18 protein-coding genes are annotated in these 19,230 nt (G+C 71.6%); 4 read left to right on the top strand and 14 right to left on the bottom strand.

Going from position 1 to position 19,230, the window contains the following annotated elements:
- Positions 1–37: 37 nt before the first annotated feature.
- The 3 genes from FM076_RS07690 to FM076_RS07680 all read right to left on the bottom strand — a co-directional run bounded on the left by FM076_RS07690 (position 38) and on the right by FM076_RS07680 (position 2,422).
- Positions 38–919: a hypothetical protein gene (locus FM076_RS07690; protein ID WP_345944919.1), complete on the bottom strand. Its 882-nt coding sequence runs from the start codon at positions 917–919 to the stop codon at positions 38–40.
- A 188-nt stretch (positions 920–1,107) separates the two neighbouring features.
- Positions 1,108–1,770 carry a hypothetical protein gene (locus tag FM076_RS07685; protein WP_173869187.1) on the bottom strand — a complete coding sequence of 221 codons (663 nt, stop codon included), beginning with the start codon at positions 1,768–1,770 and terminating at the stop codon, positions 1,108–1,110.
- Positions 1,771–1,855: 85 nt separating this feature from the next.
- Positions 1,856–2,422, bottom strand: a complete 567-nt coding sequence (locus FM076_RS07680; protein WP_173869186.1) for a MarR family winged helix-turn-helix transcriptional regulator — start codon at positions 2,420–2,422, stop codon at positions 1,856–1,858.
- A 65-nt stretch (positions 2,423–2,487) separates the two neighbouring features.
- Between FM076_RS07680 and FM076_RS07675 the strand changes: the two genes are divergently transcribed.
- Together FM076_RS07675 and dapA are read left to right on the top strand one after the other, a co-directional pair.
- Positions 2,488–3,216: an SDR family NAD(P)-dependent oxidoreductase gene (locus tag FM076_RS07675; protein ID WP_173869185.1), complete on the top strand. Its 729-nt coding sequence runs from the start codon at positions 2,488–2,490 to the stop codon at positions 3,214–3,216.
- A 167-nt stretch (positions 3,217–3,383) separates the two neighbouring features.
- Complete coding sequence (gene dapA / locus FM076_RS07670; protein ID WP_173869184.1) at positions 3,384–4,316, top strand: 4-hydroxy-tetrahydrodipicolinate synthase; 933 nt, start codon at positions 3,384–3,386, stop codon at positions 4,314–4,316.
- A 237-nt stretch (positions 4,317–4,553) separates the two neighbouring features.
- Here the strand turns inward: dapA and FM076_RS07665 are convergent, their stop codons facing one another.
- Positions 4,554–5,153, bottom strand: a complete 600-nt coding sequence (locus tag FM076_RS07665; protein WP_173869183.1) for an HD domain-containing protein — start codon at positions 5,151–5,153, stop codon at positions 4,554–4,556.
- A 425-nt stretch (positions 5,154–5,578) separates the two neighbouring features.
- On the opposite strand from FM076_RS07665, the gene FM076_RS07660 reads away from it, so the two are divergent.
- Positions 5,579–6,940 carry a Cmx/CmrA family chloramphenicol efflux MFS transporter gene (locus tag FM076_RS07660; protein WP_173869182.1) on the top strand — a complete coding sequence of 454 codons (1,362 nt, stop codon included), beginning with the start codon at positions 5,579–5,581 and terminating at the stop codon, positions 6,938–6,940.
- Here FM076_RS07660 and FM076_RS07655 read toward each other — a convergent pair.
- Positions 6,930–7,673, bottom strand: a complete 744-nt coding sequence (locus FM076_RS07655; RefSeq protein WP_173869181.1) for a maleylpyruvate isomerase family mycothiol-dependent enzyme — start codon at positions 7,671–7,673, stop codon at positions 6,930–6,932. The genes FM076_RS07660 and FM076_RS07655 overlap by 11 nt on opposite strands.
- Positions 7,674–7,719: 46 nt before the next feature.
- Between FM076_RS07655 and FM076_RS07650 the strand changes: the two genes are divergently transcribed.
- Positions 7,720–8,010, top strand: coding sequence for a hypothetical protein (locus FM076_RS07650; RefSeq protein ID WP_173869180.1), 291 nt, complete (start codon positions 7,720–7,722; stop codon positions 8,008–8,010).
- Positions 8,011–8,129: 119 nt separating this feature from the next.
- On the opposite strand, the gene FM076_RS07645 is transcribed toward FM076_RS07650, so the two are convergent.
- The 9 genes from FM076_RS07645 to FM076_RS07605 all read right to left on the bottom strand — a co-directional run bounded on the left by FM076_RS07645 (position 8,130) and on the right by FM076_RS07605 (position 19,170).
- Entirely contained in the window at positions 8,130–9,581 is a 1,452-nt protein-coding gene (locus FM076_RS07645) for an aldehyde dehydrogenase (NADP(+)) (protein ID WP_173869179.1), read from the bottom strand.
- On the bottom strand, positions 9,574–11,112 hold the full coding sequence (locus FM076_RS07640) for an amino acid permease (protein WP_243274362.1): 1,539 nt from the start codon (positions 11,110–11,112) through the stop codon (positions 9,574–9,576). The genes FM076_RS07645 and FM076_RS07640 overlap by 8 nt, the downstream gene beginning before the upstream one ends.
- Positions 11,113–11,133: 21 nt before the next feature.
- Positions 11,134–12,135: a proline racemase family protein gene (locus tag FM076_RS07635; protein WP_173869178.1), complete on the bottom strand. Its 1,002-nt coding sequence runs from the start codon at positions 12,133–12,135 to the stop codon at positions 11,134–11,136.
- Entirely contained in the window at positions 12,135–13,076 is a 942-nt protein-coding gene (locus FM076_RS07630; RefSeq protein WP_173869177.1) for a dihydrodipicolinate synthase family protein, read from the bottom strand. The genes FM076_RS07635 and FM076_RS07630 overlap by 1 nt, the downstream gene beginning before the upstream one ends.
- Before the next feature lie 85 nt (positions 13,077–13,161).
- On the bottom strand, positions 13,162–14,364 hold the full coding sequence (locus FM076_RS07625) for an IS110 family transposase (RefSeq protein ID WP_173869176.1): 1,203 nt from the start codon (positions 14,362–14,364) through the stop codon (positions 13,162–13,164).
- A gap of 630 nt (positions 14,365–14,994) precedes the next feature.
- A complete protein-coding gene (locus tag FM076_RS07620) occupies positions 14,995–16,587 on the bottom strand; it encodes an FAD-dependent oxidoreductase (RefSeq protein ID WP_173869175.1) in 1,593 nt (530 codons plus the stop codon).
- A 186-nt stretch (positions 16,588–16,773) separates the two neighbouring features.
- Positions 16,774–17,097, bottom strand: coding sequence for a (2Fe-2S)-binding protein (locus tag FM076_RS07615; protein ID WP_173869174.1), 324 nt, complete (start codon positions 17,095–17,097; stop codon positions 16,774–16,776).
- Positions 17,094–18,368, bottom strand: coding sequence for an NAD(P)/FAD-dependent oxidoreductase (locus FM076_RS07610; protein WP_173869173.1), 1,275 nt, complete (start codon positions 18,366–18,368; stop codon positions 17,094–17,096). The genes FM076_RS07615 and FM076_RS07610 overlap by 4 nt, the downstream gene beginning before the upstream one ends.
- 181 nt (positions 18,369–18,549) lie before the next feature.
- On the bottom strand, positions 18,550–19,170 hold the full coding sequence (locus FM076_RS07605; protein WP_345944918.1) for a helix-turn-helix domain-containing protein: 621 nt from the start codon (positions 19,168–19,170) through the stop codon (positions 18,550–18,552).
- Positions 19,171–19,230: the final 60 nt, after the last annotated feature.

The raw sequence follows: 19,230 nt of genomic DNA, 5'->3' as shown, positions 1-19,230 counted from the left end.
CCGGCCCGCCCCGGCAGTGGGTCCTCGTCGGTCGCGGTCAGTCGCGGACGATGGACTGGATCTCCTTCACCGTCACGTCGCGGGTGGTGCTGAAGGAGCCGGACGGCAGGCTCTCTCCGTCGCCGTCCGTGCTCGTCCAGGACACCTTCCAGGTGAGGGTGGCCTTCAGCGGGTAGGACCCGCTCTCCCCGGTCGCCCGCAGATACCTGACCCCACAGGGCGGCGTCCGGTCCTTCTTCCCCCGCTTGTACGGCTCACCCAGATCGGTGCATTTTCCGGAGGCCGGGAAGACCCTGGCGTTCTCGGTTCCGGGTTCGAGGGTGAGGGAGACCGGGGTGGCGGTGGTGGTCACGGAGAGTTCGGGGTTGTCGAGCGAGGCGGTCACACTCACCGGCTTGAACTTCGCCTTGTCCGCCCACACCCAGGTGTCCAGGTTGACCGTCTGCCTGCCCTCCGGGTTCATCGAAATCTCGGTCCGCGGAATGGGCAGCCGCTCGTAGGCGTACTCGGCCAGCACCTTCGGACTCACCGCCAGCGGTACGTCCTTGGGCTTCTCGCCCTCCGGCACCCAGTAGGCGTGCTGACTGCACTTGTCGGCCTCGGGATCGTCCTTGCGGTCGGGGTTCTTGACCCCTTCCCAGAACATCCCCTTGCCCTCCTCGTCGAGGTGCTTCTTGTACTTGTCGATCTGGTAGTAGTCCTTGTAAGCGTTGGCCGCCTGCTTGGACACCGCGTCCGCGATGTCCTGGTTACTGTCCTCGAGATCGTCGAAGATCGTGCCGGACTCCTTCTCCTTCTTCGGCTTCCGCTTCGGCGGCTCCAGGCTCTCGATCGTCTCCTTCACCTCCTTCGGAGAGGTCTTCGGCTCGTACCAGCACGCGGGAGGCTCCCAGTTGGAATTCTGCGGAGTCAGCTTCACGGTCTCCTTGGAACCGCCACCACCGGCCCCGCCGGTGATCTGCACGCGGGATACGCCGGCGGTGATGTCGGGGCCGTCGGTCCCTCCGGAAGCCCTGCTTGATCCGGAACCCTTCGGGCCCGCGTGCGCGGCAGCCGAGGCTACGAAGATGAGTCCCGTTGCCAGTACGACGACTGAGTTCTTCCGGATCACTCCATGCATTTTTTGGCCTTCGCGGTCTCGGAACCTGACGTCGCTTGCCACACTCCGTCCGTGTTTCGCTCCATCCGGAGCCTGGTGAAGATGTAGTTCAAGGCGCCCCCGTCGTTCGGTTCGAGCTTTCCGGTCTTGAGAACCTTGTTCTTCGCCTTGCTCTCGTCGATACAGAAGGAGATCTGAGCCACGGTGTCGCTCACCATCTCGACCTTCTGGTCGTAGTAACGGGTCACACCCGCCCAGCTCTGCCGGTCCCTGTTTGCTTCCAGGATGTATTTGTCCGCAGCGAGCAGCGACTTCCCCTTGGCGTACTTCTTCACCAGGTCGGGGTCTTTTCCCGTGGTGATCACCCGGTCAATGGCATTGATCCGCCGCTGATTGTCCGCCAGGACAGCATCCTTCTTCGGGTCGCCCGTCTTGGCGTCCTCGAAGACATTCTTGGCGTCCTTCGCCAGCTTGATCTCGGAGGGGGGCTCGGCGCCGGGGGACGGGGCCGAGCTCTCGCGCGGGGTGGCGGACTTGGCGGCCTTGCCGCCGTCCCCCGCTCCCTTGATCTCCCCCTTCGAGCCGCCCCCATCGCTTCCGCACGCGCCGAGCAGCAGGGCCGCGGCGACGGCTCCTGCGGTCCACATTGCTGTGCTCGCCTGCTTGTTCATACGCAACGGATCTCTCAGCTCTCTGCCCGCGGTGTGGTCACTCGAAGTTACTACAGTGAAAGTAGGGTCGACAGTCCTCGGTCTCTCAGTCGTCCTTCTCTCCCACTTGGCTCAATCGGGTGTCGCCGAGGCGGCGTTGGACGTCCTGCAGCAGGACACGCAGAAGCTCGGCGAGTTGGTTCTGCTGTTCGGGTGTGAGGCCGGTCAGCAGGTCCGCTTCGCGGGTGAGGACCTGGTCGACGGTCGATTCGACCACCTCGTGGCCGAGGGGTGTCAGCTCGACGACGACGGAGCGGCGGCGGCTCTCGCCGGGGCGGCGGGTGACCAGGCCCTCGCGTTCGGCGCGGCTCACCCGCTGGGAGATGGCGCCCGCGGTGATGAGGGAGCGGGCGGCCAGCTCGCGCGTGGTGAGCGCGTACGGCTCACCCGCGCGCCGCAGCACGCTCAGCAGGTCCAGGGTGGCGGTGTCCACGCCGGCCTGGGCGAGCACCCGGCGGCGGTCGTCGCCGAAGAGTTTGGCCAGCCGCCACAGTGGTGTGACGATCCTGATGGAGGAGACGGGGGTGCCGGGGCGTTCGCGCTGCCAGGCCGCGGCGATCTCCTGGACGGGGTAGGCGGACGAGGGGTTGTCGAGGGGCTGATCGTTTGACAAGGGTCCTCCCTGCGGCTTACGTTTAGTTCTAAATTTAGGTCTGAATGTTTACTGTGGAGGACACTATGACACGGGCCATCCTGGTCACGGGCGGCGCGACGGGCATCGGTCTCGCCGTGGCACGGCACTTCGCCCGGAACGGGGACGAGGTCGTCGTCACCGGCCGGCGGCAGGCGCCTTTGGAGGCGGCGGCGAAGGAGATCGGCGCGCGGGCCGTGGTCTGCGACCACACCGATCCCGAGGCCGTGGCGCGGCTGCTGCCCCAGCTGCCGGACCGGCTGGACGTCCTGGTCAACAACGCGGGCGGGCAGACCGACTTCCGCCGGTCGGGCGCGGACGGGCTGACGCCGCTGGAGGTCTTCGCCCGCGACTTCCGCGCCAACCTGGACGCCAACCTGCTCAGTGCGGCCCTCACCACCAAGGCCGTCGAGGACCGCCTCACCGCGGGCGGCGCGGTGGTCAGCATCGGCTCGATCGCGGCCGACAAGGGTTCCGGTTCCTACGGCGCGGCCAAGGCGGGCCTCGCCTCCTGGAACCTGGACCTGGCCCGGCAACTGGGTCCGCGCGACATCACCGCCAATGTCGTCTCGCCCGGTTACATCGCCGACACCGAGTTCTTCGGTGACCATCTCACCCCCGAGCGGCGCGCCCACCTCATCGAGTCCACGATGCTCGGCCGGCCCGGGAGGCCCGACGACATCGCGGGCGCCGTCGCCTTCCTCGCCTCCCCGGCGGCCCGCGACATCACGGCACAGGTCCTCAACGTGAACGGGGGAGAGCACGGCACCCGTTGACCGCGCCCGCGAACCGGTACGGCGTCGCGGCGTTCCCCGGCCGTCGTGGGCGCGCGACCGCCGACTGCGACTCGACCGTTGACCGTTGACCGTGAAGCGCTGCTTACCCCGCGGATGCACGGCAATTATCTGGACCCGGCCCGCCGGCCGGCCGCAGACTCCGGCCCATGCCGACGATCCACGCAGGCCCCTTCGGCCGCCTCGCCGCCGCCATGGTCACCCCGTTCGACGCCGCCGGAGAGCTGGACGCCGAGGGCGCCCAGCGTCTCGCCGTCCATCTGGTGGACGAGGGCGGCTGCGACGCCCTCGTCCCCAGCGGGACGACGGGGGAGTCCCCCGTCACCTCGGACAGCGAGAAGACGGTGCTGCTGCGCGCCGTGCTGGAGGCGGTGGGCGACCGGGCGACCGTGGTGGCGGGGGTCGGGTCCAGCGACACCCGCCGCACGGTCGCTCTGGCCCGCGCCGCGGAGCGCGCGGGGGCGCACGGCCTGCTGGTGGTGACGCCGTACTATTCGCGTCCCACCCAGGAGGCCGTCGTCCACCACCTGCGCACGGTCGCCGACGCCACCGGCCTGCCGGTGCTCCTCTACGACATCCCGGGCCGCACGGGCACCGCGCTGACAGCCGAGACACTGCTGCGGCTGGCGGAGCACCCCCGCGTGCGAGGGGTGAAGGACTGCGCGTACGACCTGCTGAAGTCCTCCCGCGTGATGGGGGAGAGCGGTCTGGCCTACTACGCGGGCTGCGACGAGTCCGCCCTCCCGCTGCGGGCCATCGGCGGCGCGGGGTGCGTGAGCACCGTCGCCAACGTCGCCGCGCCGCACACCCGTGCGGTGCTCGACGCGTACGACGCGGGCCGGCACACCCTGGCCGCGCGGCGCCATCTGGCACTTGCGCCGCTCATCGAGGCGGTGATGGCCGGCCAGCCGGGCACCGTGGCCGTGAAGGCCCTGCTCAACGCGCGGGGCCTGCCGGCGGGGCCGGTCCGGGGCCCGCTGCTGGACGCCGACGCGGTCCTGACCGCCCGGCTGCTGGAGGTTCTCGACCGGACGACTGGTGACGGCTCCGGGGAGTGGGCCCCGGTGGCCGGGTCCCGCTGACGCGGGGCTGGTGGGTGTGAACAGTAAGGGGCTCGGGCCCGGGCTCGGGCCCGGGCTTGGGCCCGGGCTCTGGGCCGGGCCGGGGCTCGGGGCCGGGGTCAAGGGCCTCAAGAGGGGGTCGGGAAAAGGGGCGGGACCTCGGGCTCGGGTCCGGGGGCGGGGCCTCGGGCTCGGTCCCGGGGCGGGGCGGCTCGGGTCAGGGGGGCGTGCGGCGCGGGCGCGTACGCCGGGCGGGCGTCAGGGGCGCAGCAGGCCGCGGTCGAGCGCGGCCTGCCGTACCTCCTCGTACAGCGCCGTCAGTGCCGGGCTCACGCTCACCCGGGGGAGCTGGAGCCGGTCCAGTGCCGCGGCGTCGGCGCCGACGTCCGACCAGCCCTGTCCGGTGAGCAGGCGCATCAGCGCCGGATTGAGCCGGTCCACGCCGCGCACCAGGCGGGCCTCGGGCGTGGCGCCTTCCTCGTACTCCCGCCACAGCGCGAGCAGTTCGGGGCCGAGCGGCTCGGGAAGCGTACCGAATCGCTCGCGGGCCACAGCCTCCTCCATGCGGGCCTTCTCGTTGAGTGCGGCGGCGTCGGCGGTGTGCCACGCCGAAGGGTCACCCGCGTCGATCTCGACCACGTCGTGCATCAGGCACAGCTTCAGCATCCGCTCCAGGTCGAGCGACAGCCCGCTCTCCCGCTCGAACTCCGCATGGAGCACCCAGCTGACCATCGCCAGGTGCCAGGAGTGCTCGGCCACCGATTCGTGCCGGTCACGGGTGGCACGGTTGTGGCGCAGCACCTCGCGCAGACGCGCGGTGTGGAAGACGAAGTCGAAGAGCGCGCGGGAGTCGTTCATGGTGCCCGCGACTGTAGCTCTGCCGTGCTGTGCCGTGTCGTGCCCTGGCCCGCAATGCCGGCCCTACCACGCCGTACCACTCCGTGCCGTGCCGCTTCGCGGGTGCGGAAATCCGTCGACGGCCGCGGTGGGGTGCGGTTACAGTGCGGGCGTGTCCAGTCCCGAGGCTTCCAGACTGTAGCCACCGGCTCCCCGGTGGCTTCTTCGCACTGTCTTCCGCCGGCACGCGCCGCGTCTCTTCGCGTGTGCCGCGCGTGTGCCGTGTGCGAGGTGTGCGCCATCGGGCCGCCGTGTCACGGGCTGTTTCCGCGGCGGTGCCGCCGCGCGCCCGGCTGGACGCACTCTCTCCTCGCGGTACGCCCTGACGCTGGGCGCGCGCTCGCGCCTGCCGCATTCCTCCTTGAGCGGGAAATGCGGAGTTTTTCATGCCATTTGTGCTGTACGTCCTCGCGCTGGCGGTGTTCGCACAGGGGACGTCGGAGTTCATGCTGTCCGGGCTCATCCCGGACCTCGCCACCGATCTGGAGGTTTCCGTCTCCTCCGCCGGGCTGCTGACCTCGGCCTTCGCGGTGGGAATGGTGGTCGGCGCCCCGCTGATGGCGGTGCTGGGCCGCAACTGGGACAGGTGCCGGGCGCTGCTGGGGTTCCTGGCCGCTTTCGTCCTCGTGCACGTGGTCGGCGCTGTGACCAGCAGCTTCGCGGTACTGGTCGCCGCCCGCGTGGTCGGGGCACTCGCCAATGCCGGGTTCCTCGCCGTCGCGCTGACGGCCGCCACCGCGCTGGTGGCCCCCGACGCCAAGGGCCGGGCCACCTCGGTCCTGCTGGGCGGCGTCACCCTCGCGTGCGTCGCCGGAGTGCCCGCGGGGGCGTTGCTGGGGCAGGTGTGGGGGTGGCGCTCGGCGTTCTGGGCCGTCGCGCTGGTGTCCGTCCCGGCGCTGCTCGCCCTCGTCCGGGCACTGCCGGGAACGGGAGACGCGGCGCGGCCCGCGGGTGTGGACGCGAGTGCGACCACGGGTGTGGACGCGCATACGGCCACTGGTGTGCCCACGGGTACGGATGGCGTCCGGGGTGAGCTGCGGGCGCTGCGCCGACCGCGGCTGCTGGTGACGCTGCTGCTGGGCGCCCTGGTCAACGGTGCGACCTTCTGCACCTTCACGTATCTCGCCCCGCTCGCCACCGACGTCGCGGATTTCGGTGAGGCATGGGTACCCGTGCTGCTCGCGCTCTTCGGCCTCGGTTCGTTCCTCGGGGCCACCGCGGGCGGCCGGGTGGCGGACCGGCGGCCGATGCTTCTGATGGCCCTCGGCGGCGCCGCGTTGTGCGCGGGATGGGCGCTGTTCGCGCTGACGGCGGGGAGCCCGGTCGCCACCGTCGTACTCGTCCTCGTACAGGGCACCCTCTCCTTCGCCGTCGGCACCACTCTGATCACGCAGGTCCTGTACGCGGCGGCCGAAGCGCCCACCCTCGCCGGCGGCTACGCCACCGCGGCCCTCAACATCGGCGCGGCACTGGGCCCGTGGGCGGGCGGCGTCGCGCTCGGCGCGGGGTACGGGTACCGCGCGCCCCTGTGGGTGAGCGCCCTGCTGGTGGCATTCGCCCTGGCCGCGGGCGGCGCGGCCCGGGCGGTGGCCGCACGGCACACCCGCGACCGCGCCCAGAACCGCGACCACACCCTTTCCCGCACCCGGGACCGTGAGGGCCGCGAGGGTCGTGAGGGCCGTGAGGGGCGTGTGGGCTGCGAGGGTCGTGAGGGCCGGGAAGCGGACGGAGTCGCTGTCACGGATTGAACAGTTCGCGCCAGCGGTGGGCCACGGACTCGTCACCGGTGAGGGTGATCGCCGACAGCGGGAGGCGGTTCCACAGCACCAGGTAGAGGTCCGTGGCCCTGCCCTCGTAGACGCAGTCGGGCGCGGCGGGGACCTCGGCGGCGGCCTCCGCACGGGGCGGCTCGCCCAGATGCACGGTCCACGCCGCACCCGGCACGTCCGTTGCCCGTACGTACAGCGTCCGCGGTGAGGCCGCGAAGGGGGCGGGAACGCCGCGCCGGGGATAGAACCCGCGCAGCAGTTCGTCTATGCCGTCGGCCGCGAAACCGGCGTCCAGCGGGGAGAGGGGCACACCGAGCGCGGACTCGGCGTCCACCCGGTGCACCGCCGTCTCGTGCGCCTGGCGACGCGACCAGAACGCGAGCGGCGAGGGTGCGGGCAGAATCGTCCAGCACGACAGGTCCTGGGGTGCCGACCTGAGTGTTTCGACCAGCAGGCCGTGTCCTTCCCGCAGCCATGGCGCGAGTTCCGCGTCCGGCAGCGCCGACGGCTCCGAGGGCCGCACCGGTTCGGTGCGGCCCTCGCGGACGAACCCGGTCGCCCAGCGGTGCACCGTGCCCAGGTGGGACGCCAGGTCCCGCACCGCCCAGTCGGGACAGGCGGGGACGGGCGCGGACGGGTCGGCCCGCGCCACCGCGTCCGCGAACAGACGGCCTTCCCGGTCCAGGACGTCGATGAACTCAGAAGTCTGCATGGGCTCAACCTGCCTGCATCCGGTGCCGCCCACAATGCCTTGTGCTGTGGGCGATTCCGCCGAGAGCGGATGGCGCTCGACGGGACAGGCGGAGCCGGGGCGGGGCGGTCCGGTGCCGGCCCGCCATCCGGAGCCGGCCGGGTGGAGTGCGGAACGCCCTGCGAACGCCGTCGGCATCGCGCACATGCCGGATGTCCCGGCCGACGTGTACGAGGACGGCCCCCTCGCACTGCTGCCCGCGCCCAAGACCCACCTCGCCTTGGAGTCCACCCGATGCCCGGCCTCGGCGGAACTCACCCCTCGGCCGGAACACACCGGAATGGGCCTGAGCGGCTGAGGGGACGCCCGAGCGGTTGCCCGGGGGCACGGAGGAGGGTTCGCGGACAGACCGACCGGTCGGTGTGCCGCTCTCGCCGAGCATGGCACCCCGTACCGAGCACGGCCCGGCCCGGCCCCTCAACCGGACACCCGCTGTGGGACGCCCCAGGGATTGTCGTCGCGCAGGGGCGGCGGCAACAGGTCCTGAGGACAGGACTGGTAGGCGACCGGGCGCAGAAAACGTTCGACGGCCGCCGTACCGACCGACGTCGTGGCCGGCGCCGTGGTCGCAGGGAAGGGGCCGCCGTGCTGCATCGCGTGCGTCACGGAAACCCCCGTCGGCCACTGGTTCCACAGGAGCCTGCCGCAGCGGGACGCCAACGCCTCGGCCAGGGAGCCCAGTCCGGCCGCCTCGGACGGCTCCGCGTGCAGACTCGCCGTCAGCTGACCGGGCAGCGCGGGCACCACGGAGGCGAGCGCGGCAAGGTCGTCGTAGGTGACCACCAGCCCCAGGGGGCCGAAGCACTCCTCGCAGGCCGCCTCTCCGGCGGCCGTGAACGCGGCCAGGTCCGCCGCCAGCAGGCGAGGTGCGGGTGCGTTCCCCTCGTCCGTGCCCGACCCGTCCCGCGGCCCCAGCACCGTACGGACACCCGGCAGTTCCGCGAGCCGCCGGGCGCTGTCCGCGTAACCGCTGGCGATCCACGCCCCCAGCATCGGAGCACCCGGCACCTCCCGCAGCCGCGCCGCGATCTCCTCCACGAGCCCCGCGGCGGAGGACGGGACGAACAGCAGGCCCGGATTGGTGCAGAACTGCCCCGCACCCTGAGTGAGGGACCCGACGTACCCCTCGGCGATCTCCTGCCCCCGGGCCCGTGCGGCGGCCGGACTGACGACGACGGGGTTGACGCTGCCCAGCTCACCGTAGAACGGAATCGGCTGCTCCCGTTCGGCGGCGATCCGCGCCAGCGCGAGCCCACCCCGCTGCGAGCCGGTGAACGCGGCGGCGGCCAGCGCGGGATGGCGCAGCGCCTCGACGCCCGCCTCCTCACCCTCGACGAGGGAGAACATCCCCTCCGGCGCCCCGGCGTCGGCGAGCGCCTGCCGGGCGACGGCAGCGGTACGGCGGGAGAGCCGAGGATGCCCCGGGTGCGCCTTGACGACGACGGGGCAGCCCGCCGCCCAGGCCGACGCGGTGTCTCCGCCCGCCACGCTGAAGGCGAAGGGGAAGTTGCTCGCCGCGAAGACGAGGACGGGGCCGAGCGCCGCGCGGTAACGGCGCAGGTCGGGGCGGGGACCGGTGGGCCACTGCGGGTCCGGCCGGTCGATACGGGCGTCCAGGAACGCCCCGGCGCACACCTCATCGGCGAACAGCCGCAACTGGAAGGTCGTACGCGTCAGTTCGCCGTTGAGCCGGACCGGCCCGAGGGAGGTCTCCGCGTCGGCCGTCTCGACCAGTACGGCACGCTCGGCCTCCAGCGCGTCGGCGACGGCCCTCAGCCATCCGGCCCGGGTGGTGGGGGAGGCGGACGCGAGGTGCGGGGCGGCCGCCGATGCGGCGCGCACCGCCTCGGCGGCGGGGGTGTTACTCATCGGCAGGTGTGTCCTTGCTGTCCGTGGTGATGTGCGGTGGGTCGTCCTTCGCTTCGGCGGACGGTCGGTCGGACGGGAGAGGCGTGCGGCGGTGCTCCGCCGAGTTGCGGAAGCCGAACAGTCCGTAGACCACCATGCCGAGGGCCATCCAGACGGCGAACCGCAGCCAGGTCACCGGGTCGAGGTTGGCTATCAACCAGCAGGAGAAGGCCACCCCGATCGCCGGCACCAGCGGCACCAGCGGGGTCCGGAACGCGCGGGGCAGGTCGGGGCGGGTCCGGCGCAGCACCACGATCGCGACGGCCACCACGATGAACGCCACCAGGATGCCGATGTTGGTCAGGTCCGCGGCCTCCCTGATCGGCAGGAACCCGGCGATCAGGGCCGACCCGACGCCGACCGGCCAGATCACCCGGGTCGGCACATGCCGGCGGGGATGGTTGCGGGCGAAGTAGCGGGGCAGCAGCCCGTCCCGGCTCATCGAGTACCACACCCGCGAGACGGCGAGCATGTTGGCGAACGCGGAGGTCGTCACCCCGATCACCGCACCGACCGCGACCACCAGTCCGAGCGCGCCGAGCCCCACCGACTCCAGCGCGCTGGAGAAGGGGCTGGAGGTGTCGATGTGCCGGTAGTCCTGCATGCCCAGCAGCACCACGCACACCAGCAGGTAGACGACGGCGGCGATGGCGAGCGAGATGACGATGGCCTTCGGCAGCAGCTTCTTCGCCTCGGCGCTCTCCTCCGCCGCCGCACTCATCGCGTCGTACCCGTAGACGGCGAAGAACGCCGTGGCAGCGCCCGTGAACGCGCCCCCGATCCCGAACGGCAGGAAAGGGGAGAAGTTGCCGGCGGAGATGTGGAAGGCGCCCGCGGCCACCACCAGCGCGACGATGCCGAGCTTCACCGCCACCAGCACCGTCTCGAACCGAGCGGCCTCCTTGGTGCCGCGCGAGAGGACGAACGCCAGCAGCAGGCACAGCAGGGCCGCGAACACATCCACCTTGTGCCCGGAACCGGTACCCGGTGCTCCGAGCATCCAGCTCGGCAGGTCGATGCCGATCTGCTCCAGTATGTAGGCGAAGTAGCCGGAGACGGCGATGGCCACCACCGCCACGATCGCGGTGTACTCCAGCAGCAGGTCCCAGCCGATCGCCCAGCCGATGACCTCCCCCAGCGAGGCGTATGCGTAGGTGTAGGCGGAACCGGCCTTCGGGATCATGCCGGCGAACTCGGCGTAGCACAGCGCGGCCGCGCCACTGGCGACGATCGCGATGAGGAACGAGACCATCACCGCCGGGCCGGCGTCCTCGTGGGCGACGACGCCGGCCAGCGAGAAGACACCGGCGCCGACCAGCCCGCCGAGGCTCAGCGCGACCAACTGCCACAGGCCCATCGTCCGCCGCAGCCCGCCCGAGGTCTCCTCCTCCGAGGAGTCGACGGGCTTGCGGCGGAAGATGCCCGAGCTGGTGAACAGCCCGGCGGGCGCGGGAGATGGTCCAGGGGGTCTTACAGAGGTGACACGGGACATGAGGGGCCCCTCCAGTTCGGCCTACAGCACAAAGCCATGGGGAAAGGGATCGCGCGGATCCAGCAGGTAGTTCGCCGTGCCTGTGATCCACGCCCTCCCCGAGAACTCGGGCACCACACCGGGCAGCCCGCCGACCTCCACGGTCTCCAGCAGCCGCCCCACGAAGCGCGTGCCGATGAACGACTCGTTCACGAACTCCGTGTGCAGGGGCAGCTCACCGCGCGCGTGCAACTGCGCCATCCGCGCCGAGGTACCGGTCCCGCAGGGCGACCGGTCGAACCAGCCGGGATGGATCGCCATGGCGTTCCGCGAGTGGCGCCCGTCCGAGCCCGGAGCGAGGAACTGCACATGCTTGCAACCGCCGATCAGCGGATCGACCGGGTGCACCGGGCGGTTCTGCTCGTTGACCGCCCGCATGATCGACAACCCCGCCGCCAGGATCTCGTCCTTGCGCGCCCTGTCGAACGGCAGGCCGACCTGACCGAGCTCGACGATGGCGTAGAAGTTGCCGCCGTACGCCATGTCATAGGCGACCTCGCCCAGCCCAGGAACGGAGACGGAAGCCCCCAGCTCCAGTGCGAACGCGTCCACGTTCCGCAGGGTCACCTTCTCGGCCATCCCGTCCCGCACGGTGACCCGCGCCTCCACCAGCCCGGCCGGCGTGTCCAGCCGTACGGACGTCTCGGGCTCGGTCACCTCCACCATGCCCGTCTCCACCAGCACGGTCGCGACACCGATGGTGCCGTGCCCGCACATCGGCAGGAAGCCGCTGACCTCGATGTAGAGCACACCCCAGTCGGCGTCGGGGCGCGTGGGCGGCTGGAGGAGCGCGCCGCTCATCGCGGGGTGCCCGCGCGGCTCGTCCACCAGGAACCGGCGCAGCTCGTCCAGGTACTCGACGGCGTAGCGGCGCCGCTCGGCCATCGTGGAGCCCGGGACGGGTGCCACCCCACCGGTCACCACACGCGTGGGCATGCCCTCGGTGTGCGAGTCGACGGCGCTGAGTGTCCGAACCGAGCGCATCAGGAGGCCGCCCGTTCTTCGAGGGCGGCGATCGCACGCGCCATGTCGGCCTCGACCTGCTTTCGCATGGCCTCGCTCAGCGGGCCGCGCGGCGGGCGGCACGGACCGCCGAACCGGCCGACCCGCTCCATGCCCAGCTTGATCGCCTGTACGAACTCGGTACGTGAATCCCACCGGAAGGCCGCCACCAGCGGCTCGTACAGCTCCCGCGCCTCCGCCAGTTTGCCCGCCTTCGCCAGTTCGAACAGCCGGGCCGACTCGGCGGGGAAGACGTTCGGGAACCCGGCGAACCAGCCGGTCGCACCCATCAACAGGCTCTCCAGCACCACGTCGTCGGCGCCGCTGATCACTTCCAGCCCCGTGCCGGCGGTCCGCTCCTTGATTTCCAGCACCCGGCGTACGTCACCCGAGAACTCCTTGATCGCGACGACGTTGTCGATCTGCGCGATCTCCGCGACCAGCTCCGGAGTGAGGTCCACCTTGGTGTCGATGGGGTTGTTGTAGACCATCACCGGAAGACCGACCGAGGCCACTGCCGTGAAATGTGTCAGTATTTCGCCCTTGTTGGCGCGGTACATCGTCGGAGGCAGGCACAGCACCCCGTTGGCGCCGTCCTCGGCGGCGACCTCGGCCCAGTACCGCGCCTGGTGGGAGCCGACACCGTGCACGCCGACGATCACCGTCCCCCTGTCGCCCACCGCCTCGATCGCGGTACGGGCCACGCTGCGGCGCTCCTCGTCCGTCAGCGACGAGTACTCGCCCAGTGACCCGTTCGGCCCGACACCGTGGCAGCCGTTGTCCACCAGCCAGCCGCAGTGCTCGGCGTAGCGGTCCAGGTCCACGGCCAGCCCCGCCGGCGCGGAGGCGTCCTCGTAGTACGGCAACGCGGTCGCCACGACGACGCCACCGAGGCCATGGGGTGTCTGCTTGCTCTCGCTCATGAACTGCGCTCCTGTTCGGGGTCGATGAGGGTGAGGGGGTGGGTGGGGCGGACGGCGCGGCGGGGGGGTGCCTCTATGTTTTTCGTCAAGTGAGGCGTGGGGTTCTGGGTTCGTAGAGGGTTCGGTCGCGGAGCATGGCGAACAGGACGCTGATGCGGTGGCGGGCGAGGCGGAGGAGGGCTTGGGTGTGGGTTTTGCCGCGGGCTCGGCAGCGGTCGTAGCAGGTGCGGGAGGCGGGATCGTGGAGGGCTGCGAACGCGGAGAGGAACATCGCCCGCTTGAGCTGCCGGTTCCCGCCTCTGGGGGCGTGCTCACCATGGACCGAGGTTCCCGACTGGCGGGTCGCCGGGGCCAGGCCGGCGTAGGAGGCCAGGTGGGCGGCGCTCGGGAAAGAGCTGCCGTCGCCGACGGTGGTCAGGAGGACTGCGGCGGTCCTGACGCCGATGCCGGGCATCGAGGTCAGGACCTGGGAAAGAGGGTGGGCCTCCAGCAGGGCCTCGATCCGGGCTTCCAGGGCTCGGCGTTGTTCGTGGACGGCGGCCAGCGACTTGGCCAGTGACGGCACGATGACATCGAGGGTGCCGGTGCCGGGGACGGTGACGGTCTGTTCGTCGAGTGCGGCGAAGATGTCGTCGACCAGTCGCTCGGCCATGCGCGGGGCTCTCGGGCGGACGACCTCGACCAGCCTGCGGCGCCCTGCTTCGCGGAGCGCTCGGGGGGATCCGTAACGCTCGAGGAGCCAGGTGACGGCCCGGTGGTCCAGACGCGGGCCGAGGACCCGCTCCAGGCTGGGGTGGAACTGGGTGAGCAGGCCGCGGATGCGGTTGGAGGTGCGGGTCGCCTCGCCGGCAAGGTCCTGGTCGAAGCCGGCCAGCGTGGTCAGCTCGGCGGTGACCTCGTCGGCCAGGTCGAGGGTGCGCAGGGTGTGGGGCATGGTGCGGGCGGCGTCCGCGATGACGGTGGCGTCCTTCGCGTCGGTCTTCGCCTCGCCGGGGTAGAGGTCGGCGATCCGCCGCATCGCCAGTCCGGGCAGGTAGGCGACCTGGCAGCCGGCGTCCCGGGCAACCGTGAGCGGGAGGGCGCCGATGGAGGCGGGCTGGTCAACGACCACGAGGACCGTGCCGAACTTGGCCTTGAGTTTGTCGAAGACCGCCCGCAGCTTCGGTTCGGTGTTCGGCAGCGGCTTGTCGAAGACTGTCTTTCCTGCCGGGGTGAGACCGTGGCCGTGATGCGCGTGCTTGCCGACGTCCAGTCCCAGGAAGACGCCCACCCCGTCGATGCTGATCACCGTGCCCCCACATGTGTCGACGCGTGCCGGCCCCGAGGTCGGGAGCCGTTCTCGCGCAGCCACGTTATGCAGACCTGCCGCCCGCGAGCAGCCGGGCATTGCGCCCGGCCGAGCGGTGGTCGGACCTCTGATCAGCGTCTCCGACGGCACCCCTCGGACCCGGTGACACCACCCCCCAGGTCATCCCTGCGACAGGGGGCAACAGTCATACCGGGCCCGGAGGCCAGCGGCCCTCTTGCAGGACCACGAAAAACATAACGGGGGCACCGCATGGCGGCATCCGGAATCCTGCGGGTAGGCGGGCATGCCATGGGGGCATGTGCGGGCTTGTTGGTGCGGAAGTCGTCGGAGGAGGGGATTGATGCGGAGGGGTGCCGGTCTTCGGGGCTCCGGTCCCTGGATGTCCGGCTCTCCGGGCGTCCGTGTGCCATGCGTCCGCTGCCCTGGGCGTCCGGTGTCAGGGCGTTCGCCCTCGGGCGTCCGATGCCAGGGAATGTCGGCGTCGGGAGGGTCGGTGCGAGGAAGGTCGGTGCGAGGAAAGTCGGTGCGAGGAAAGTCGGTCTCAGGGAGGGACGCGTGGTAGGCGTGCTCGGGGGCGGGTCGGGGAGAGGTGTCGTGCGGTCGTCGGCGTCAGGGGTGTGACTGGCGAGGCGGGTGGTCTTCGAGGGGCATCGGGGAGGCGGCCAGCTCGCCGAGCCGTACCGGCTGGGCGATGGGTCTGCGGTGCGGGGCGGCCTGGGCCAGGCCCTCGACCGGTCGACCGGTGGAGTCGCGCACCTGGCGCTGAGGTCCACCGAACCGTCCGGTGAGTTCCGCGACAGTGGGTCCGCAGATCCGGCCCTGGCACGGCCCGAGCCCGGCGCGGGTGTTGAGCTTCACCACCCGCGGATCGGCACCCGCCCGGTCGGTGAGTGCCGCACACAACGAGCCGTAGTCGGTTTCCTCGCAGCGGCACACCACTGTCTCCGGCCGGAGCCATCCGGGCCACGCCTCGCCGACCGGGTGCGCCCTGGCGAGCCGCTCGGCGAACGCACGTCCCTGGTCCCGGCTGCGGAGCAGCGTGCGCAGCGCTCGCGCCGAGGGGGCACCACCGGCGGCCGTCCATCCGGCGACGGCTCCCTCGGCTCGCGCGGCCGGGGCACCGGCGATGCCGGTGATCTCCCCGGCGGCGAACACTCCAGCCACGCTCGTCCGCTGCCCGTCGTCGACGAGAACGAACTCGTTTGTGGGGGAAGGGGCCGGGGACGAGGCTCCGGGGTGGCCGGAGATCTCGGAGGGGGAAGCCTGCCGCCTCCCCAGTGCGCAGCCCGCCGCGACCGGCAGTTCCAACTGGGGGCTGAAACCGTGGCTGACACACACGGCGTCCACGGCCACCGTGTGCTCCGTACCGGGAACCACCGACCAGTCCGCGCGGAGGCGGGCTGTGACGACCTCCTCCACCCGCCCCTCACCGCGGGCTTCCACCACTGCCCGGCCCATCCGGTACGGGACGCGATGGCGCGACAGCGCGACGGTGTACTCGGCCAGTTCGGCCGTCTTGCCGGGCTGTGCGGCCAGCTCCCACGGGCGCCGCGTCCAGCCACGGGCCACTGTGACCGGTGTGTTGGCCTCCAGGACCGCCAGCACCCGCGAGCCGGCCTCCAGCAGGGAGGCGGCCACCGGGAGCAGGAAGGGACCGGAACCCGCGACCACCACGCGGTCGCCGACAGCCACCCGTTCACCCTTGGCCAACGCCTGTGCCGCGCCAGCCGTGAACACGCCGGGCAACTCCCAGCCGGAAAAGGGAAGTACACGGTCGTGGGCGCCGACCGCGAGGACCAGGGCGTCCGCGTCGAGCGTGCACCGGGTGCGGCCCGTGCCGTCAGCGGGGCCGCTCACCAGGTGCACCCGCGGAGGCCCGCCACGCTCCCGGGCCTGTTCCGGGTCCGGGCGCTCCAGCATCCACACCGATGTCTCCGGCAGCCAGGTGCACCGCGGATGTTCCAGCACCTGGTGGCGGCGCCGGTCGAACGCGCGCCAACCGTGCTGGAGCCGCTCAGGACGCCGGGCGGCGTACGCCTCGGGCAGCATGCGGTGGTACTGTCCGCCGGGCTGCTCCGCCGAGTCCACCAGCGTGACGCACGCACCGGCTGCCAGCGCCGCGTACGCCGCCGACAGACCGGCGGGGCCCGCGCCGATGACCGCGACATGCCGCCTAGCCTGTTCACTCCTCTTCGGGCTCATCGCTCCTCCTCGGCGCGGCTGTCCGGGTGGATCCCCGGCGGAAGTCCGGTGCCGGTGCCGGCACTTGGTGAGTGGGTTCGGGTGTGAGAGCGGACTTCGCGGGCACTCGCGGAAAGCGGGGCGCGGCGGTCCGGCCGGCCCGATTGTCGGCCGGACCGCTGCCCGCGGCCGTTCCGCGCCGGGCTGTCATGTGTGCTCCTCGTCCTGGCGCGGGGTACGGGACTGGGTGGTCACCACATCCCCGTCGGCTGCGCGACGGCGGCAGGCACGTACGTCGCGCTCCTCATTGACGGTCACCAGGCAGTCGAAGCAGACACCGATCCCGCAGAACACCCCTCTCGGAGCCCCCGAGGGACCGTGGCGCCAGGCATGGCGTCCGGAGGCGAGCAACAGACCGGCCAGCGTCTGGCCCTGGATACCGTCGACGGGCTCGCCGTCCACGGTGATCCGCAAGGGCCGGTCTCGTCGGCTGGTGGCGTCGTGCTCGGCGCGTACGAGTTTGGGACTCATGCGCCCTCCTCCTGGTGCTGGGACAGCTGCCCGGACTGCTGTTGGCGGTGCCGCTGGTGCTGCTGTTGTTGTCGGTGCTGCTGGGGCTCGATCTGGGTGCCGAGAACGGCAGGGCGGTCCACCCGGAAGGCGTCGGCGGCGAGTTCAGCCGGTTCGCCGAGGACCAGGTTGCGCACCAGCCGCCCGGTGCCCACCGACAGCCCGATCCCGGCACCTTCGTGGCCGCTCGCGTGCCACAGACCGGACAGCCGTGGGTCAGCGCCGATGACGGGCAGGTGGTCCGCCACGTACGGACGGAAACCGCCGTAGGCCCGCATCACTGGTACCCCGGCCAGTGACGGGAACAGGCGCAGCGCTTTGCCGGCCATCGCCGAGAGCACCTCGGGCCGCAGCCGGTCGTCGAAGCCGACCCGGCGCCGTGAGGAGCCGATGAGCACACTGCCCGCCCGGGTCGACTCGACCACCGCCGAGGTCTGGAGGTCTTCTTCACTGCTGCCGACGGCTCCCACGTAGTCGGCGTCGTAGACCTTGTGGAAGACGGTGGGGGGCAGCGGCGCCGTCACCAGGACATCCCCGCGGCGCGGTTCGATGCCGAGAGGTGTGCCTAGGCGGGCCGCGAGTGCGCCGGACCAGGGCCCGGCCGCGTTGACGAACAGGTCACCCTCCACCACACCCGCGCTGGTGCGCACACCGGTGAGCCTGCCGCCGCGGGTGATCCCGGAGAGGACCTCGTGCTGTGTACGGAGCGTGGCGCCTGCCGCGAGTGCGTCGGTGAGCAGTGCGGCGGCCGCACCCGCGGGCTGGACCTGAGCGTCCTCGGGGTAGTGGACGGCGACCGTGTGCTCCCGGGTGACGAACGGTTCGGCCTCCAGCAGCGTGGCCGAGGCGAGTTCTTCGGCCTGGACGCCGGCGGTGCGCTGGGTCGCTGCGAACCGGGTGAGCCCGTCGGCTCCCGCCTGCGTCGTCGCCACGACGATGCCGCCCTTGGGCTCCCATTCGGCGGCGTCGGCAGCCCTGCGGCCTGCGGGCGAACGTTCGGCCACCGCGGCCAGCGCTTCGGGCCACAGGCGCCGGGAGAGCCGGGCCAGGTCGAGTTCGGGGCCGGGGCCCTTGTCGGAGACCAGTACATTGCCCTCGCCATGCGACGTGGTCCCGGCCGCGGCGCCGCCCCGGTCGAGAATCGTCACCTCCAGGCCGGCCAGGGCGAGTTCGCGAGCGCAGGCCGCACCGATGATCCCGGCACCGAGCACCACGACTCGCGTTCCGTTCATCGAACCCTCCTCGTTCGGTAAAGCGAACGAGAGAGACGCTATGGCAGCGCCACAGACGTGTCAACGGTTCTGCCGAGGCTCGCTTTTCCCCTTCGCCGCCCCAGGTACGGGTTGTCCCGGTCGGCGCCCGTCACGCGGTTCACTCTTCCGGGGGAGGGCGGATGCGAAAGCTGCTCCGTGATCACTCGCCGAGCGGGCTGTTCTCGCCCGGCGGGGCGTGCGGTGCCTCCGCGTGCAGCCGCTGGTCCGCGCGGTACTGGAGGAGCAGCACGGAGCGGACCGTGGCGCCCAGCGCGGTGTAGCTGTGCGGCTGGGTGGCGTCGAAGCCGACGTAGTCGCCGGGGCCCAGCTCCACCTCGTGCCCTTCGACGCTCACCCCGAGCCGTCCGGCCTGCACGATGGTGTGCTCGACTCCCACATGGCCCAGCGAGTCCCGCCGCTCACCCGCTCTGACCTGCTGGTCGTACACCTCGAAGACCGCCTGCCCCGACTCGATCCGCTGGAGTGGGCGCAGGTCGATGCCCTGGCCGCTGAGCGGTTCGACCTCCTGGGCCCGCACGATGCGCAGGCCCGCCGGCGGCTGTGCGTCCAGCAGGTCCGAGATGGGAACCTCGAGGACCCGGGAGAGGCTGAAGACCGTCTCGATGGTGGGATTGCCGGTGCCCGACTCCAGTTGGGACAGCGTCGCCTTGCCGATCTTGGAGCGCCGCGACAGCTCGGAGATCGACAGCCCCCTCTGGGCCCGTGCCCGCTTCAGGTTGACCGCCAGCATTCCGCGGACCGACCCCTCAGGACCACTCACCGGCCCCTCCCTTCCTTCACGCCGTTCCGCCGGACTCGCCCACAGCTCGTTCGGTATACA

This window comes from Streptomyces albus subsp. chlorinus (assembly GCF_013302895.1).
GTDB lineage: Bacteria > Actinomycetota > Actinomycetes > Streptomycetales > Streptomycetaceae > Streptomyces > Streptomyces chlorinus.
The sequence above is the reverse complement of the archived record's forward strand: the minus strand, read 5'-3'. Positions and strand labels throughout refer to the sequence as shown.